Origin of the sequence: Sphingomonas sp. S2M10, assembly GCF_012650175.1 — a bacterium.
Lineage (GTDB): Bacteria > Pseudomonadota > Alphaproteobacteria > Sphingomonadales > Sphingomonadaceae > Sphingomonas.
Genome location: NZ_JAAILI010000008.1, coordinates 25819 through 42678, shown reverse-complemented (window position 1 = coordinate 42678; position 16860 = coordinate 25819). Strand labels below are relative to the sequence as shown.

Annotated in this window: 12 protein-coding genes and 1 tRNA gene; 7 read left to right on the top strand and 6 right to left on the bottom strand. The window is 66.4% G+C overall.

From position 1 onward, the window contains the following. Positions 1-44 precede the first annotated feature (44 nt). Positions 45-665, top strand: a complete 621-nt coding sequence (locus tag S2M10_RS01715; RefSeq protein ID WP_211090811.1) for a peptidylprolyl isomerase — start codon at positions 45-47, stop codon at positions 663-665. Between the two features lie 6 nt (positions 666-671). On the opposite strand, the gene S2M10_RS01710 is transcribed toward S2M10_RS01715, so the two are convergent. The 3 genes from S2M10_RS01710 to S2M10_RS01700 form a co-directional block, all read right to left on the bottom strand. After that, positions 672-1391: a Crp/Fnr family transcriptional regulator gene (locus tag S2M10_RS01710; protein WP_168844571.1), complete on the bottom strand. Its 720-nt coding sequence runs from the start codon at positions 1389-1391 to the stop codon at positions 672-674. A 79-nt stretch (positions 1392-1470) separates the two neighbouring features. Further along, entirely contained in the window at positions 1471-1662 is a 192-nt protein-coding gene (locus S2M10_RS01705; RefSeq protein WP_168844570.1) for a hypothetical protein, read from the bottom strand. A gap of 17 nt (positions 1663-1679) precedes the next feature. Then, positions 1680-1862: a hypothetical protein gene (locus S2M10_RS01700; protein ID WP_168844569.1), complete on the bottom strand. Its 183-nt coding sequence runs from the start codon at positions 1860-1862 to the stop codon at positions 1680-1682. Positions 1863-1974: 112 nt separating this feature from the next. Here S2M10_RS01700 and S2M10_RS01695 point away from each other — a divergent pair. Both S2M10_RS01695 and tig read left to right on the top strand, forming a co-directional pair. After that, positions 1975-2059: transfer RNA gene (locus tag S2M10_RS01695), tRNA-Leu, on the top strand. Between the two features lie 58 nt (positions 2060-2117). After that, positions 2118-3740 (top strand): trigger factor, encoded by a 1623-nt coding sequence (gene tig / locus S2M10_RS01690; protein WP_168844568.1) that lies wholly within the window; start codon positions 2118-2120, stop codon positions 3738-3740. Between the two features lie 196 nt (positions 3741-3936). On the opposite strand, the gene S2M10_RS01685 is transcribed toward tig, so the two are convergent. From S2M10_RS01685 to S2M10_RS01675, 3 genes are all read right to left on the bottom strand, one after another. Continuing rightward, positions 3937-5418 carry a glycoside hydrolase gene (locus S2M10_RS01685; RefSeq protein WP_168844567.1) on the bottom strand — a complete coding sequence of 494 codons (1482 nt, stop codon included), beginning with the start codon at positions 5416-5418 and terminating at the stop codon, positions 3937-3939. Then, positions 5415-6782: a glycoside hydrolase family 27 protein gene (locus tag S2M10_RS01680; protein WP_168844566.1), complete on the bottom strand. Its 1368-nt coding sequence runs from the start codon at positions 6780-6782 to the stop codon at positions 5415-5417. Before S2M10_RS01680 ends, S2M10_RS01685 begins: the two co-directional genes overlap by 4 nt. Before the next feature lie 61 nt (positions 6783-6843). Further along, entirely contained in the window at positions 6844-7551 is a 708-nt protein-coding gene (locus S2M10_RS01675) for a FadR/GntR family transcriptional regulator (protein ID WP_168844565.1), read from the bottom strand. A 180-nt stretch (positions 7552-7731) separates the two neighbouring features. Here S2M10_RS01675 and S2M10_RS01670 point away from each other — a divergent pair, with 180 nt between their 5' ends. The 4 genes from S2M10_RS01670 (at position 7732) to S2M10_RS01655 (ending at position 16813) form a co-directional block, all read left to right on the top strand. Continuing rightward, positions 7732-10515 carry a TonB-dependent receptor gene (locus S2M10_RS01670; protein ID WP_168844564.1) on the top strand — a complete coding sequence of 928 codons (2784 nt, stop codon included), beginning with the start codon at positions 7732-7734 and terminating at the stop codon, positions 10513-10515. Positions 10516-10671: 156 nt separating this feature from the next. Continuing rightward, complete coding sequence (locus S2M10_RS01665) at positions 10672-13923, top strand: glycoside hydrolase family 2 TIM barrel-domain containing protein (RefSeq protein WP_168844563.1); 3252 nt, start codon at positions 10672-10674, stop codon at positions 13921-13923. Beyond that, positions 13923-15464 carry an alpha-L-arabinofuranosidase C-terminal domain-containing protein gene (locus tag S2M10_RS01660; RefSeq protein WP_168845073.1) on the top strand — a complete coding sequence of 514 codons (1542 nt, stop codon included), beginning with the start codon at positions 13923-13925 and terminating at the stop codon, positions 15462-15464. Before S2M10_RS01665 ends, S2M10_RS01660 begins: the two co-directional genes overlap by 1 nt. Further along, positions 15461-16813, top strand: coding sequence for a family 43 glycosylhydrolase (locus S2M10_RS01655; protein ID WP_247650556.1), 1353 nt, complete (start codon positions 15461-15463; stop codon positions 16811-16813). The genes S2M10_RS01660 and S2M10_RS01655 overlap by 4 nt, the downstream gene beginning before the upstream one ends. Positions 16814-16860: the final 47 nt, after the last annotated feature.

Below are 16860 nucleotides of genomic sequence, written 5' to 3'. Positions count from 1 at the left end.
GCTCGCCGCTTCCCATGGTCGGCGGTACGAAGCGGAGACGAACGATGATGTCGAAACTCTTGGCCTGGATGATGGCGTGCGTGCTGGCGCTGCCCGCTATGGCACAGACTGCGTCCGCGCCGATTGCGCCCGCCGCCAATCCCAAGGTCGCGATCGAGACCAGTGCTGGGCGGATGGTTGTCGAGGTCTATCTCGACAAGGCGCCGATCTCGGCGCGCAATTTCCTGCGCTATGTCGATTCCAAGCGGCTGGACGGCGTGGTATTCTACCGCACCGTGAAGCCTGCCGAGCATTTCGGATTCGTCCAGTTCGGCATTCAGAACGCGCCAGCCAAGATGTACCCGCCGATCAGGCACGAGCCGACCAGCGAAACGGGGATCAAGCATCTCGACGGCACGCTGTCCTTGCCGCGACTTGCCCCGGGCACGGCCCGCGGCGAGTTCACCATCATGGTCGGCGATCAGCCTTCGTTCGATGCCGATCCGAGCAAGCCGGGCGACAATCTGGGCTATGCCGCTTTCGGCCGCGTGGTGGAGGGGCAGGAGGTGCTGCTGAAGATCTTCGACGCACCCACGTCTCCCACCAAGACGCTGATGGGCAGCTTCAAGGGCGAAGTGCCCGAGGCGCCGGTGACGATCGTCACGGCGCGGCGGCTCCCGGCCTGAGCGACGTCAGAGCGCGCGCGGATCCAGATAGAGATATCCCGGGTCGAACTCGGCGAGCCTCTTGAGGCCGGGCAGGTCCCGGAAGGAAACGCGTCCGTTGCGAAACTCGACCAACCCGCGCTCGCGCAGTTCGCGCAGCACGCGGTTGACGTGCACCGGGGTCAGCCCGAGGCATTCGGCAAGCTCGGCCTGGCTGATCGGGAAGCGATAGCCGTCCGCCTCGGCATGGTTGACCACGCCCAGCCGGACATGCAGTTCGCAGAACAGGTGCGCGGCGCGCTGGATGGCCGAGCGGCGGCCGAGCGACACCTCCCATTCGCGATGGATCGCCGCGTCGACATTGGTGGAGAACCACATCACGCGGGTGAGATGCGGCAGCGTCTCGGTGATCTCGCGCAGCCGCGCATGGGCGGCCCGCGCGATCGTGCAGGGCGTCAGCGCGAGCAGCGAATGGTCGAGCCGCTTCAGCGTGAAGCCGTGCAGGTCGGCAAAGTCACCGGGGACATGGACATGGGTGATCTGCCGCTGGCCGTTCTTGAGATCCTTGTAGCGGCCGATGAAACCCTCGAGCACGAGGGTCGAAAAGTTCAGATCCTCGCCGGAGCGCACGATGGTGCGACCGGCGGGATGCGCGACCGTATCGATGAAGGTGCCGCGCAGCGCCGCTTCTTCCTCGGCGCTGATCTCGTCGCGGAGCCGAAGTTTGCGCAGGTGGCATTCGATCATCGCGGGGGCTTCTCCGGCGTGCGGCAGCGGCGCGGCCGCGGGGCTGCGTCGCTGCCGGGTGAGGGGTCGGGGGCTGGGGCTATTGCTGGCCGAGGTCCTGGTTCTTCACCACCCCCTCGGCACCATTCTCGCCGCCGGCACCCAGCGGCGTCTCGGGATCGAGCGGAATGCCTTCCTTGGCGGCCGCGTCGGCGGCATCGGAGCGCGCCGCTAGCGCCTGCTCGATGTCCGAGCGGGGATCGTCGTCGCGGTCGTTGGTGATATTCGGCATGGGAGCGTTCTCCAGGTTCAGGCGACCGGCTGGCCGGGGGTGATGCCGGGATCGATGCTCGGCGTCGTCTCGGGTGCCGGCACGTCGATGTCGGGCGCGGGCGGGTCGATTTCCGGCGGCGGGCCGCCGGGCTGACCGGGGTTGGGCGCCGGTGCTTCGGACGGCGGCGTGGTGGGCTGGATGGGGGGCTCAACCGGCATGGAACATCTCCTGTTCGTTTCAGCCCCAACGCGCCGCGATGCCCAATCGTTGCTTCGTGCTTGCCCCGAACCCCATGACTGCTATAGAGCCCGCCGACCGGCGGTGTCCCCTGCGGGCGTGGCGGAACTGGTAGACGCGCTGGATTTAGGTTCCAGTATCGAAAGATGTGGGGGTTCGACTCCCTTCGCCCGCACCAGTCCTTCGCGGCTGTTGTGTGGTACACCGCAATTCCGATTCTTTGAGAAAGCGTGAGAATGCAGACTGTCGAGACGTTGAACGAGGGCCTGAAGCGCGCCTTCACGCTGAAGATCACCGCCCAGGACATCGACTCGAAGGTCGATGCAGAGGTCAAGCGGGTCGCGCCGCAGATTCGCATGCCCGGCTTCCGCCCCGGCAAGGTGCCGACCAACCTGGTTCGCAAGATGCACGGCGAAGCGCTGATGCAGGACGCGCTCAACAGCTCGATTCAGGAAGGCATCCAGCAGCTGATCGCCGACCACAAGCTGCGCCCGGCGATGCAGCCTTCGGTCAGCCTCGAGGGCGACTATGCCCCAGGTGCCGATGCGGAAGTGAAGGTCGAGCTGGAGGTGCTCCCCGAGGTTCCGACCCCGTCGATCGAAGGCCTGAAGCTGGAGCGCCTGACGGTGCCGGTGCAGGATTCGGAAGTGCAGGAGCAGCTGAAGCAGCTCGCCGACCAGCAGAAGCGCTGGGACGATGCGGCCGAGGGCCATGCCGCGACCACGGGTGACCAGGTCGTCATGGACTTCGTCGGCAAGGTCGATGGCGTTGCCTTCGAGGGCGGCACCGGCGAGGGCATGGCCGTCGAGCTCGGCTCGGGCCGCCTGATCCCGGGCTTCGAGGAACAGCTCGAAGGCGTGAAGGTCGGCGACGAGAAGCAGCTCAACGTCACCTTCCCGGAAGATTACGGCGCCAAGGATCTGGCCGGCAAGGCCGCGACCTTCGACGTCAAGATCACCGCCGTGCAGACCGCCGGCGAGACCGTGATCGACGACGACATGGCCAAGGCGTTCGGCCTCCAGGACCTGGAGCAGCTGACCGGCCTGCTGAAGGGCCAGATCGAGCAGCAGCTCAACGGCCTCACGCGCACTCACATGAAGCGCAAGCTGCTCGACCAGCTCGCCGCCGGCCACGACTTCCCGGTCCCGCCGTCGATGGTGGAAGCCGAGTTCGACCAGATCTGGCACCAGCTCGTGCACGAAACCGAGCATGAGGAAGATCCGGCCGCAGCGCTGGCGGAGCTGGAAGGCGAGCGTGACGAGTACCGCGCGATCGCCGAGCGCCGCGTGCGCCTGGGCCTGCTGCTCAGCGAGATCGGCACCGCCAACGGCGTCGAAGTGACCGCGCAGGAAATGAACCGCCTGATCGCGCAGGCCGCGCAGCAGTACGGCCCGCAGGATCGCCAGCGCTTCATCCAGTATGTCCAGCAGGAGCCGATGGCGGCTGCCCAGCTGCGCGCGCCGCTGTTCGAGGACAAGGTCGTCGACTTCCTGTTCGACAAGGCCGAGATCACCGACCGCGAAGTGACCAAGGAAGAGCTGGAAGCCGCGATCGAGAGCGAGGACGGCTTCTCCTCGGGCACGCACGTCCACGACCACGACAACCACAAGCCGAAGAAGAAGGCCGCCAAGACGGCGGAGACTTCGGACGAGGCCGGTGAAGAGAAGCCCGCCAAGAAGCCGGCTGCGAAGAAGGCCAAGGCCGAGGAGGCTCCGGCCGATGCGGACGCACTGGTCGACGCCGAGCCGGTGAAGAAGGCGGCGACCAAGAAGGCGCCCAAGGCAGCCGAAGGCGAGGGCGAAGACGCCGCGCAGAAGCCGAAAAAGGCAGCGGCCAAGAAGAAGGCCGACGCCGAGTGATAGTAGAAGGGCCGGAACGAAAGTTCCGGCCCTTTTTGCTATGTCCCCAAATCCTCCCCTGAAAGGGGAGGTGGCGCGCGCAGCGCGACGGAGGGGTGTCGACGCTGGTGTGTCGGACGCCTGTCCAGCCGGGACACCCCTCCACCACCGCCTGCGGCGGCGGTCCCTAACCCCCTCCGGGGGAGGATCTTATGGCTCAGCGTAGCGCGACGATGAGCGTGGTGACCGCCTTGGGTTCCGCCAACGCCTCCGCCGACACCGTCGCCGCATCGCGCGTGGCATCGGTGACGATCCGCTCCATCACCTTCGCCCCCGGCATGCCGATGGTCAGCCGGCGCGGCACCACGCCACCATTGACGTGCACCAGCACCAGCCGCTTGCCGTCCGGCGACACCGCGCCGACCGTGTCTGCATCGTCCACCGGCACCAGCCGATAGCCCGGCCGGATATAGCGGCTGAACTGCGCCATCGCCCAATATTTGCGCGTGACGTGGATCGGATGCTCGGCGTGGGCAGGCGTGTAAGCCATCTTGACGATGCCCCAGTTGCTGCCGCCGGCGGTGCCGTCGCCCTTGTCGCTGCTCTGGCGCTCCACCGCCTGCCAGAACACCCAGGCGACCGGCTCCAGCCGCTTGAGATCGTGGACCACATGCTCGGCAAAGGCGAGCGGCGAGGCCATGCCGTCGAAGTTCTCCGAATCCTTGTCGAGCGGCGTGTCGTTCTCGCTCATCCACAGGCGGATGCCGTGCGCGCGCGCGATGTCGCGCACCGCGGTCTGGTGGACGGTGCCATAGCTATGGACGTTCAGCTGGCCGATCCGCGCGCGCGTCGCCGCCGGATAGGCTTCCCAGTCGCGCACGAAGAGGTGCGAATTGGTCTCGTCGGGCGCGGCGATCACCGTCTTGAGGCCATGCGCCTTGAGCGCGCGGTCGGACGCGTCGATCATCATCGCCTGGCGCGCAGGGCTCCAGTGCGCGCCTTCCTGGGTGTTCTTGGCGAACCAGTAATCGGTGTTCGGCTCGTTCACCGGCGACAACGTGCGAAAGCGGATGCCGTGCGCCTGTTGCAGCCGGTCCACGACGATCGCCAGATATTCGGCGAAGCGCGCCTCCTGGCCGGCACGGAGATTGTCGTCGGTGCCCTTTTCGGCGCCCGACACCTTGCCGCTGACGGTCATGAACCAGGGCGGCGAATTGGAAAAGGCCTCGAAGATGGGCGCCTGCACCCGGCGCTTGATCGCATCCAGCCACCAGCGCTGGTTGGCATCGGCCGACCAGTTCCACATCGTCGGGTCTGCGGGGTTCCACCAGTCGGTGCCGGTGGCGCCTGCCGGGCGGCGCCAGAAGCCGGGGACGTCGGCGCCAGGGCGGAGATAAGGCTTGGTTTCGGGCGCGTCGCCGCCGCCGATATTGTACCGCGCGATCGTCCAGCCGAGCCCCTCCGGGCCGTAGAACAGATCGGCGAGCTTCTCGCGCACCGGATCGGGATAGCCGCCGGTGACGTGCGCGAACCAGGCGAGCGCGGTGCCCCAGCCCTCGAAGGGCTGGCCCGGCCGCTGGAGATCGGGGCGCAACGTCAGCGACACCGCAAGCTCGGCTGCGGGGGGCGGCGGGTTGGTCTGGGCGAGCGCGGCGGGGGAGGCTGCGAGCAGCAGCGACAGGGCAAGCGCGCGGATCATGCGGCGATCACCCGGTAGAGGCCGGCGCCATGGGGCGGCAGCGTGCGGGCGAGGCGCAGCGGGCTGGGCCCTTCGTCCTTGCCCTCCCAAAGATTACGAACCTGCACCCTGCCCGACAGGCCCAGCAGCCGCAGGTCGAAGGCCGTCTCGCCGGGCTTGTCGCCGGTGTTGAACAGCGCGACATAATGGCCGCCCTTGGCCGCACGCGCGGTCCAGACGCGGCGATCGTCGGCGACGAACCAGGGGCGGTTGTCGCTGCTCGCCTGGTTGACCGCGATCACCTCTCTGTTGGTGAGCAGCGCTCGGGTGGGGGTGTCGAGATGGCGCAGGTCGCCCCCCATGATCAGCGGCGAGCGGGCGATCGACCAGAGCGTCATCAGCGTGCGCTGCTCGTCGAGGGTGAACTTGGTGTCGCGCTGGCCGAGCGCGAGGCGGCCGAGCGGCAGCATGTCGGCATCGGGCCAGGCGCCGGGGCGGGCATAAGGGCTCCAATTCTCCAGGCGAGTGAACTGCGCCTCCAGCAGCTTCCACTCGTCCCAGAAGTCGTCGGAGATGCGCCACATCTGCGCGTGCCGGGCAACATGGGCGGCACGCGGCACCGGCGTTTCGCCGGGCGAGAGGCTGAGCAGGATCGGGCGACCGGTCGCCCGGATCGCCTTTGCCGCTGCCTCGATCTCGGGCGCATGCGCGTCATACGGGCGGCTCATGTCGTCCATCTTGACGAAGTCGACGCCCCAGGAAGCGAGCAGCGCGAAGACGCTGTCATAATAGGCCTGGGCGCCGGGCTTGCGCATGTCGACGCCGTACATGTCCGGGTTCCACGGGCAGATGCTCGTCGTATCGGCGATGTCGGCGGCGCGGATGCCGTTGGTGCCGAGCACGGCCAAGTTGCGCTCGACCGCCAGCCGCGGGATGCCGCGCATCAGGTGGACGCCGAACTTCATGCCGAGCGCATGGACCTTCGCGGCGATCGGGGCGAAGCCCTTGCCGTTCGCGGCCGAGGGAAAGCGGTTGGGGGCGGGGAGCAGCCGGCCAAATCCGTCCAGCGTCGGCACCGGCTTGGCGTTGTAGGTGTAGCTGCTCGCCTCGGGTTCGTACCATTGGATGTCGATGGTGAAGACGTCATAGCCGAAGGGCAGCAGCTCGCGCGCCTGAATCGCCGCGGTTTCCAGCGCCTGGGTTTCGGTGATCGTCGTCGCGAAGCTGTTCCAGCTGTTCCAGCCCATCGGCGGGGTGGGCGCGAGCAGCGGCGCCTTCGCCGCCGCGGTCGCGCGGGGCGTCGCGGCGAGACCGCCGACGAGTGCGGCGCCCTTCAGCACGCCGCGCCGGCCGATCTCCCCAATGCGTGCGATCGTCTCAGACATCGGCCCTCCTGCTTTTTTGTCAGACTTATATTCGGCACGACATGGCGTCAACGTGCGCGCTTCACGCCCGGAGTGAGGATTCCGTATCTTCCTGCGCCTGGAGGATGAGGGTGATGGTAGCGGCCCGTGCGGCTGCCGGGTCGCCATCCGTAATCGCCGCGAAGAGATCGCGATGGAGCGGGATCGAATCGCGCAGCTGCTTGGCCTTGCGATGCTTGAACAACGTGGTCGAGCGCACTGCCGCGCCGATGCTGCCGGAAAGACTGATCAACAGATCATTGCCGGTGGCCTCGAGGATCACGTTGTGAAACTGCTGATCGGCCGCCTGGCCTTCCGCGTTCGACAGGCCCTGTTCCTCCATCACCTCAAGCGCATGCCCCATACGCCCGATGTGCCTGGAAGAACGCGACCGCGCCGCCAATTCGGCAGCGGCAGGCTCCACGATCATGCGGAGTTGAAACAAACTTTCGACGAATGCCATCGGCGGCTCGCCCTCGAACATCCAGGCGAGCACGTCCGGATCGAGCAGGTTCCAGTCGCCACGTGCCCGAACCCGTGTGCCCGCCTTGGGCCGGCTTTCGATCAGCCCCTTGCCCGCGAGCATGCGGAGCGCCTCGCGTACCACGCTGCGCGACACGCCGCGCGAGTCGGCGAGCTCGAGTTCGCCGGGAAGGATCGCACCCGGCAGGAAGCGTCCGGTGACGATGGCTACCCCGATTTCACGTGCAATCGATTGATGCGCTGGGTTGCGCTTTCGCTGTTCGACCAATGGCTTGCCCCTGTGCTGCCCGCCGATTTTGCGGCCTTCACGGCCGATGCGCCAGCCCTAAACACGCGCCGACAAATCACTTGTCATACAAATACGATACGGTATGTTGTCCGACAACTGGCCAGCACCGCACGGAGATGCGGGTTTCCTGGCCGGACCATTGGGGAGGTTGCCATGAGAATGCAGGTTCGTACTTCGTTGCGCGGCGCGTCGGTCATCGCGCTTGCGATTGCCGGCGGGATTGCACCGGCCTTTGCCCAGCAGGATGCGGCGGCCTCGGGTGGCGCGGACGAGATCGTCGTCACCGGCGTGCGTGAGAGCCTGCGCTCCGCCGCGGCGCTGAAGCGCAACGCCGACCAGATCGTCGATTCGGTGCAGGCGCAGGACATCGGCAAGCTGCCCGACGCCAACACCACCGAGGCGCTGCAGCGCATCACCGGCGTGCAGATCCAGCGCCGCTACGGCGAGGGTGCGACCGATTTCGACCATCGCACCCAGCCCGCCATCACGGTGCGCGGCCTTACCCAGGTGCAGAATTTCCTCGACGGCCGTGCCGTCTATTCCGCCTCGGGTGGGCGCGCGTTCGATCTCGAAGGCGTGCCGCCCGAGCTGCTGGCGGGCATCGACGTTTACAAGAACGCACCCGCCAACATCATCGAAGGCGGCGTCGGCGGCGCAGTCAACCTGCGCACCCGCAAGCCGTTCGATTCGGCCGGGCAGGTGATCAGCGCCACGATCCGCGGCAACTATTATGACCGTGTCGACAAGCCCGGCTATGCCGTATCCGGCCTGTACAGCAATCGCTTTCAGGCGGGCGAAGGCGAGATCGGCGTGCTGATCAACGCGGTCTATTCGAAGAGCCAGTATCGCCAGGACGGCCTGCTCGCCGGTCCATTCGACACGGTGGCGCCGGGATCGATCGCGGGTGCGCCGGCCAATGCGCAGATCCCCTATGGCTTCGAGATCTACGACGATTCCGGCGATCGGCGGCGGCTGGGGATCGCCGGCGCGATCCAGTGGAAGCCGAGCGACGCGCTGCTGGTGACCGCGCAGGCGCAGATCACCAAATATTGGTTCAACCGTACCGGTGCCTATTATTACGACTACAACAACCGTTCCAACGTCCGCGATGAAGACGGCAACGTCACCAGCTACGGCACCGCGCCGGCGCCGGGGGCGACCTTCACCTTCAACGACGAAGGCTATGCGACCAGCGGCAGCCTCTATCCCCAGACCTTCGAGACCGGCCGCTACGACCAGGAGCTGTGGAGCGCGAGCAAGAACTATACGCTGAACGCCGCCTGGAGCCCGACCGACCGGCTGAAGGTGAATGTCGACGCCCAGTATCTCACGTCCTACTATAACGCCGATCGCAACGGCCATGTGCTGTCGCTGTACAACCAGTCGGGCCAGACCGCGCTGACCGGGCCGAACAAGCTGACCGTCGATTTCGACCTGCGCGGCAAATATCCGCGCTGGGACGTGCGCGAACAGGGCGTGCTCAACAATCCGGCGAACTACACGACGCCCTATGTCGCGGATGCGCTGCAGCGGAACGACGCCGACAGCTATGCGCTGGCTTCCGACATCGAATATGCCTTTGACGGCGCGTTCCTGAAGAAGCTGCGCGCGGGCGTGCGCTATGCCGACAACAGCATCGATCTGCGCGGTACCTGGCACGGGGTGTGCGTCACCTCGCTCGGTGCCGATCCGAACTGCGGCGCCCCCAACGGCACCCCGTTGATCCCGCTGACCCAGAACCCGCAGCTGGCGATGCCCGGCCCCTCCAAGAACTGGTTCGACGGCAACACGGTGACGGGCGGGCTGCTCTACCCGGCCTTCCCGGCGGGCGACGGCGTATGGGCGCAGACCAAGGCGCTGTACGCGCTGCTGGGCGCCACGACGAAGGACAGCTTCGCGCCAGGCGACCTCAACCGCCAGACCGAGAAGACCTATACCGGCTGGGGCATCGCCGATTATGGCTTCGAGCTTGGCGGCATCGCCTTTGACGGCGGTGTCGGCGTGCGGGTGGTGAAGACCAAGACGACCTCGGTCGGCACCCAGTTCAACAATGACGGCACCTCGGCGCCGATCAGCGTAGACAAGGAATATACCAAGGCGCTGCCGAGCTTCAACCTGCGCGCCAAATTGACCGACAGCTTCCAGATGCGCTTCGCCTATTCGAAGGGCCTGGCGCGGCCGAACTTCGACCAGCTTTCGACCAACCTGACGCTCAACAACCCCAACCAGATCAACCCGGTCACCGGTCATCCCAGCGCAAGCTCGGGCAATCCGCTGCTCAACCCGATCCGTTCGGACAATTTCGACGTGACCGCCGAATGGTATTTCGCCCCGAGCGGATCGCTGACCGGCGGGCTTTTCTACAAGAAGGTCAACGGCTTCCTGGCGGGCGGCATCGTCACCGGCGTCTATGACGGCGTAACCTACGACATCACCACGCAGGTCAATTCGGGCGACGGCACGGTGAAGGGCGCCGAGATCGGCTACAACCAGTTCTTCGACTTCCTGCCGGGGCTGCTCAGCGGCCTGGGGTTGCAGGCCAATTACACCTTCGTCGATTCGAGCGTGACCAACCCGTTCGCGACGAGCGGCACGAACATCCCGCAGCAGGTGCCGCTCGAGAAGCTGTCGAAGCACAGCTACAACATCGTCGGCCTGTACGAGAAGGGCCCGGTCACCGCGCGCGTGGCGTGGAGCTGGCGCTCGAGCTATCTCGACCAGACCACCGGCAGCGGCGCCAACGGCATCCCGCAATATGCCAAGCCCTATGCCTCGCTCGATGCCTCGATCAGCGTCAACCTCACCCAGCGGGTGGCGGTGTCCGCCGATGTGGTGAACCTCAACAACCGGATGAACGTGCTGTATATCGGCACGCCGGCGGCACCCTTGCAGTATCAGCTCAACGACCGGCGCTTCGGCTTGTCGCTGCGTGCCACCTACTGATGGGCGTGGCCGGGGCATCGCCCCGGCCCCTCCTGAACGGCGGGCACGCCGCACGCGGTGCGAGATGCTGCAACGATAAATTACATTAAATTACTCCGAGAAAATTTGACCGAAACAATTAGCCTTTGCAGTATGCCCGGGCGGGGAGGAATCAGCGTGAACAGGTTCGGGTTGCTGGCGACGGTGGGCAGTGTCGCGCTCGCCTCCGGCATGGGGATGGCGCAGGATGCGCCAAAGATCGGTGACGCGCCGCAGGTCCAGCCGGTGCAGGTCGATCCGCGCCGCCTCGATTGGGAGAACCCGGCGGTGTTCGCACGCGGCAAGATGCCGGCCAGCGCCACCCACTTTCCCTATGAGAGCCGCGCCGCCGCGCTGGCGGGCGACCCAGCCAAATCCAGCCGTTATCTGCTGCTCGACGGGCAATGGTCGTTCCATTTCTCGCCCTCGTCGGATGCGGTGCCGGACGGCTTCGAGAAGCCGGACTATGACGTCGCCAAGTGGAAGCGCATCAAGGTCCCCGCCGACTGGCAGACCGAGGGCTATGACCAGGCGCGCTACAACAACATCACCTATCCGTTCCCGGCCAATCGCCCGCTGATCCCGCACGCGACCAACCCGGTCGGCTCGTACCGGCGCGACGTGCAGCTGCCGGCGACCTGGTCGGGGCAGGACGTGATCCTGCACATCGGCGCGGCGGGTTCGGCCTATCGCGTATGGGTGAACGGCGTCGAAGCCGGCTATTCGGAGGATTCCAAGCTCCCCTCCGAGTTCGACGTGACCAGACTGGTCCATGCCGGGCGCAACACCATCGCGATCCAGATCCATCGCTGGTCGGACGGCAGCTATCTGGAAGACCAGGATTTCTGGCGCGTCTCGGGCATCGAGCGCTCGGTCTATCTCGCGGCGGCGCCCAAGGCGCGCGTGGCGGACCTTTTCGTCCATGCCGGGCTCGATGCCGCGTACAAGGACGGCAAGCTCGCGACCGAGCTCACGCTCACCGACCGCACCGTGCCGCTCACCGCACGGATGACGCTGCTCGATGGCGACAGGCAGGTGCTGGTCCGCGAGACGCAGCTTCCCGCCGGTGCCGCGCAGAAGGTGACGCTCGCCGCCGATGTGCCGGGCGTGCGCGCCTGGACCGCCGAGACGCCCAATCTTTACACGCTGCTCGTCGAACTGGTCGATGCCGAGGGCAAGCTGGTGCAGGCGACGCCGCAGCGGATCGGCTTCCGCACCGTCGAGATCAAGAACGGGCTGGTCAGTGTCAACGGCAAGCCGATCACCATCCGCGGCGTCAACCGCCACGAGCATGACCCGGAGACCTTCCACGTCGTCAGCCGCGCGTCGATGGAGCATGACATCCAGCTAATGAAGCGGGCGAACATCAACGCGATCCGCACCTCGCACTATCCGAACGACCCGTATCTCTACGAACTCGCCGATCGCTACGGCCTCTATGTGATGGACGAAGCGAATATCGAGAGCCACGCGTACATGGATTACGCCAACAAGCATGGCGAGCGGCGTGCCGAGTTGCAGATCGGCTTCGATCCGGCATGGAAGGACGCGCATGTCAGCCGCGTCGTCAACATGGTCCAGCGCGACAAGAATCACCCCTCGGTGATCTTCTGGTCGCTGGGCAACGAAGCGGGCATCGGCCCCAATTTCGAGGCGGCGGCCGCAGCGGCCAAGGCGGTCGATCCGGGCCGGCTGGTCTCGTACCTTGGCTGGGGTACCTGGGACGGGATCCAGGACCACCGGCCGAACTATTATGCCGACATTTACGCGCCGATGTACGATCCGGCCGTGAAGTTGGAGGATTACGCCACCAACTGGAACTTCAAGCAGCCGGTGATCCAGTGCGAATATGCCCATATGATGGGCAATTCGGGCGGCAATCTGAAGGAATATTGGGACACGATCTACGCCCATCCGGAAAAGCTGCAGGGCGGCTTCGCCTGGGACTGGGTCGACCAGTCGATGTACCGCTATACCAAGGACGGCAAGCGCTATTGGGGCGATGGCGGCGAATATGGCCCCAACCCCGGCGGCGACATCGAGTTCGGCGACGGCCTGCTCCAGTCGGATCGTACGCCCAACCCGCAGCTCTACGAGCTCCGCAAGGTCTATGCGCCGATCCAGTTTGACGGCTTCGATGCGGCGGGCGGAACGGTGACGGTGCGCAACCGCCATGACTTCCGCGACCTGTCCGGCTTCACCTTCGACTGGGAAGTGCAGGAGAATGGCGTCGCGGTGGCGAACGGCACGCTGGCGACGCCGGATGTGGCGGCGCACGGCGCGGGCACGATCGCGCTGCCGCTTGCGGATATCGCGCGCAAGCCGGGCGCCGAGTATTTCGTCACGATCCGCGCCCGCGCCAAGGCCGATGCGGTGCCGCTGGTGCCCGGCGGCACGGTGATCGGCTGGGAACAGTTCGCGCTCGATCCTGTATATCGTGCGGCCGAAGTGACGGCGCCCAAGGGCAAGGTGACGGCGCAGGACGGGCAGGGGGCGATCACCCTCTCGGCCGGCGGCGCCACGCTGGTGGTGAACCGCACGACCGGGCTGGTCGATCGCTATGCGGCCAGGGGCAAGACGCTGCTCAGCGGCGGCGCGCCGCATTTCTGGCGCGCGGTGACGGATAACGACATCGGCATCGGCACCGACAAGCAACTCGCGGCCTGGAAAGGCATGAGCGATACGCGCACCGTTTCCTCGGTGCAGGTGCAGGATCTCGGCGAAGAGGGTGCCGAGATACGCGTCGCCTATACGTTGGGGGCGGGCGCTGTGCGCTTCACCAGCGTGTACCGGATGGCGGGCGACGGCTCGGTCGCGGTCGACGGCCGGTTCGAGCCGGTCTCGGGCCAGCTGCCGCCGCCGTTCCGCATCGGCCTCGCCTTCACCACGCCGGGCAGCCTCAAGACGGTCGAATGGTATGGCCGGGGCCCGCACGAAAGCTATGTCGACCGCAAGACCTCGGCGCCCATCGGGCTGTGGCGCGGCGCGATCGCCGAGCAGAATCACGATTATATCCGCCCGCAGGAGACCGGCAACAAGGTCGATGTCCGCTGGATGGAGCTGATCGGCGGCGGTGCCGGCCTGCGGGTGCAGGGCGATACGCCCTTGATGATGACCGCGCTCGCCTTCCCCTATGCCGATCTCGACCGGCACCAACCCGGCACCTGGAAGAGCAGCGACGTGGTGCCCAAGGCCCAGGGCACGCTGCTGATCGATGCCGCGCAATGGGGTGTCGGCGGCGACACCCAGTGGAGCGAGTTCGGCAAGCCGCTCCCCCAATACCGCACCCAATTGGTGCCCACCGCGATCCATTTCCGCCTCACCCCGTTCGCGGGCCAAGGCACTACCCCAGCCAAGGCGCGCCCGGCGCGCGCGACGGAGAAAGAATGATGCGAAGCCTCATCAGCGCGATCGCGCTTATCGCTGCAATGCCCGCTTTGGCGCAGACCGGCGGTGACGCCGTGACCGTGCACGGCGACAAGCCGGGTGCGAAATATGACCGCCGCATCTTCGGCCAGTTCGCCGAGCATCTCGGCACCGGGATCTATGGCGGCCTGTGGGTCGGCACCGACAGCAAGATCCCCAATGTGAAGGGCTTCCGCCGCGACGTGATCGACGCGCTGAAGGCGATCAACGTGCCCGTGATCCGCTGGCCGGGCGGCTGCTTCGCCGACGAATATCACTGGCGGGAAGGCATCGGGCCGCGTGCCAAGCGTCCGGTGAAGGTCAACACCAACTGGGGTGGCGTGACCGAGGACAATGCCGTCGGCACCAACGAATTCATGGACTTCACCGAGGTGGTGGGCGCCGAGGCCTATGTCTCGGGCAATGTCGGCACCGCCGATCCCAGCGAGATGGCCGAGTGGGTCGAGTATATGACCTCGCCGACCAAATCGACGATCGCCAACCAGCGCCGCGCCAATGGCCGCGACAAGCCGTGGAAGCTGCCGATGTTCGGCATCGGCAACGAGCTCTGGGGCTGCGGCGGCGACATGCTGCCCGAATATGCTGCGGACGTCACCCGCCGCTACGCCACCTTCCTCAAGGTGCCCGCGGGTGAGAAGCTGATGAAGATCGCCAGCGGCGCCAACTCGTTCGATTACAACTGGACCGAGGTGATGATGCGCAAGGCCGGCGACAAGATCGACGGCATCGGCGTGCATTACTACACCGTGCCGGGCGAATGGTCCAAGAAGGGCGCGGCGACCGGCTTCGACGAGGAAGGCTGGGCGCGCACGCTCTCCAAGACGCTCAAGATGGAAGAGCTGCTCACCGAGCACGGCAAGATCATGGACAAGTATGATCCCAAGAAGCGGGTCGCGCTGCTCGTCGATGAATGGGGCACCTGGTACGATGTCGAGCCGGGTACCAACCCGGGCTTCCTTTACCAGCAGAACAGCCTGCGCGACGCGATGGTCGCGGCGCTCAACTTCAACATTTTCGCACGTCATGCCGACCGCGTGCGCGGCGCCAACATCGCCCAGATGGTCAATGTGCTCCAGGCGATGCTGCTGACCGACGGCGCCAGAATGGTGAAGACGCCGACCTATTGGGCGTTCGACCTGTACAAGGACTATATGGACGGCACGGTGCTGCCGGTCGACGTGACCTCGCGCTGGTACAACAAGGACCAGTGGACGATGCGCGCGGTGAGCGCGAGTGCGGTGCGCGGGGCCGATGGCGTGGTCCATGTCGGCCTGGTCAATGTCGATCCCAACCAGCCGGCGAGCGTCAGCGTGAAGCTGGACGGCGTGACCGGCACGCAGGTGACCGGCAAGGTCCTTACCGGCACGACCATGGACGCGCATAATGACTTCCAGGCGCCCGATGCGATCCGGCCGGCGGCGTTCACCGGCGCCAGCCTTTCGGGCGGCACCCTGACGGTACAGGTGCCGGCCAAGGCGATCGTGATGCTCGACATCAAGGGATGAAGGCGGTTCTTCTGATGGCGGCGGCGGGCTTGCTCGCCGCCGCCGATGCGCCCGCGCCGCGCTGGGATAGCCCCGGGGACGGCAATCCGCTGCTCCCCGGCTATTTCGCCGATCCCTCGATCGTGCGCGACGGCGGCAAATGGTATATCTACGCCACCATTGATCCCTGGGGTGCCGACACGCTGGGGATGTGGACCTCCGCCAACGGACGGGACTGGACTTTCTCGACGCCCGCTTGGCCGACCAAGGCCACGGCGACCAGCCCGACCTCCGGAGACTCGAAGGTCTGGGCGCCATCGGTCGTGAAGGCGAAGAACGGGCGCTGGTACATGTATGTGTCGGTCGGGTCCGAAGTGTGGGTGGGCAGCGCGCCGTCGCCGGCAGGACCCTGGGCCGATGCGAACGGCGGCAAGCCGCTGATCGCCAAGGACTTTGCGCCCGCCTATCACATGATCGACGCCGAAGCGTTCATTGACGAGGACGGCACCGCGTACCTGTACTGGGGCTCGGGGCTGAACTGGGTGAACGGCCACTGCTTCGTCGTGAAGCTCAAGCCCGACATGGTCAGCTTCGACGGCGAGCCCAAGGACGTCACCCCCGCCAATTACTTCGAGGGGCCGTTCCTGGTGAAGGCGGGGCGGCACTATGTCCTCACCTATAGCGACGGCAAGACCACCGAGGACACGTACAAGGTGCGGTATGCGATCGGCGACACGCCGTTCGGCCCGTTCCGCGAGGGGCCGGACAGTCCGATCCTCTCGACAGACAAGGCACGCGACGTGATCAGCCCGGGCCATCACGCGATCTTCCGCGTCGGCCGGCAATCCTACATCCTCTACCACCGCCAGTCTCTGCCCTGGCCGCGCCCCGGCGACGATGCGACGCTGCGCCAGATCGCCGTTGATCCGCTCACGATCCACGACGACGGCACCATCGCGAAGGTCATGCCGAGCCATGGCAGCGCGGTCGCGGGCTTCGTCGCCCGCCGCACGCGCGGCCTGCCGCTGACGCTCACGGGTGCGTCGGTGGACGCGGTCCACGGAGCCGAGCGGGCCGGGGACGATAATTACGCGACGTTGTGGCGCCCGGCGCCCGATGCCGCGCCGTTGCTCGTCGCCGATCTCGGCACGCTGCGAAGCGTCCGCACGGCGCAGCTGCGGATGGAATATGCCAATCGCCCCTATGACATCGCGATCGAGGCCTCTGCGGATGGTACGCACTGGCGGCAGGTCGCATCCAAGCCGCGCGCCAGCGGGTCGCCGATCGCGCTTCCGCTGAACGTCTCCGCCCGCTATTTTCGCCTGCGCGTCCCTGCCGGCGCAGGCGTGTGGGAGTGGCAGCTCTTCTGATCGGCCATGTCGATCAGGGGCGAAACAAAAAATGTTGCGGCGCGAGG

Coding starts and splice junctions, on each gene's coding strand:
- S2M10_RS01680 (WP_168844566.1), bottom strand. CDS start 6,782: ATGTCTGAGACGATCGCACGCATTGGGGAGATCGGCCGGCGCGGCGTG.
- S2M10_RS01700 (WP_168844569.1), bottom strand. CDS start 1,862: ATGCCGGTTGAGCCCCCCATCCAGCCCACCACGCCGCCGTCCGAAGCA.
- S2M10_RS01670 (WP_168844564.1), top strand. CDS start 7,732: ATGCAGGTTCGTACTTCGTTGCGCGGCGCGTCGGTCATCGCGCTTGCG.
- S2M10_RS01655 (WP_247650556.1), top strand. CDS start 15,461: ATGAAGGCGGTTCTTCTGATGGCGGCGGCGGGCTTGCTCGCCGCCGCC.
- S2M10_RS01710 (WP_168844571.1), bottom strand. CDS start 1,391: ATGATCGAATGCCACCTGCGCAAACTTCGGCTCCGCGACGAGATCAGC.
- S2M10_RS01685 (WP_168844567.1), bottom strand. CDS start 5,418: ATGATCCGCGCGCTTGCCCTGTCGCTGCTGCTCGCAGCCTCCCCCGCC.
- S2M10_RS01705 (WP_168844570.1), bottom strand. CDS start 1,662: ATGCCGAATATCACCAACGACCGCGACGACGATCCCCGCTCGGACATC.
- S2M10_RS01660 (WP_168845073.1), top strand. CDS start 13,923: ATGCGAAGCCTCATCAGCGCGATCGCGCTTATCGCTGCAATGCCCGCT.
- tig (WP_168844568.1), top strand. CDS start 2,118: ATGCAGACTGTCGAGACGTTGAACGAGGGCCTGAAGCGCGCCTTCACG.
- S2M10_RS01715 (WP_211090811.1), top strand. CDS start 45: ATGATGTCGAAACTCTTGGCCTGGATGATGGCGTGCGTGCTGGCGCTG.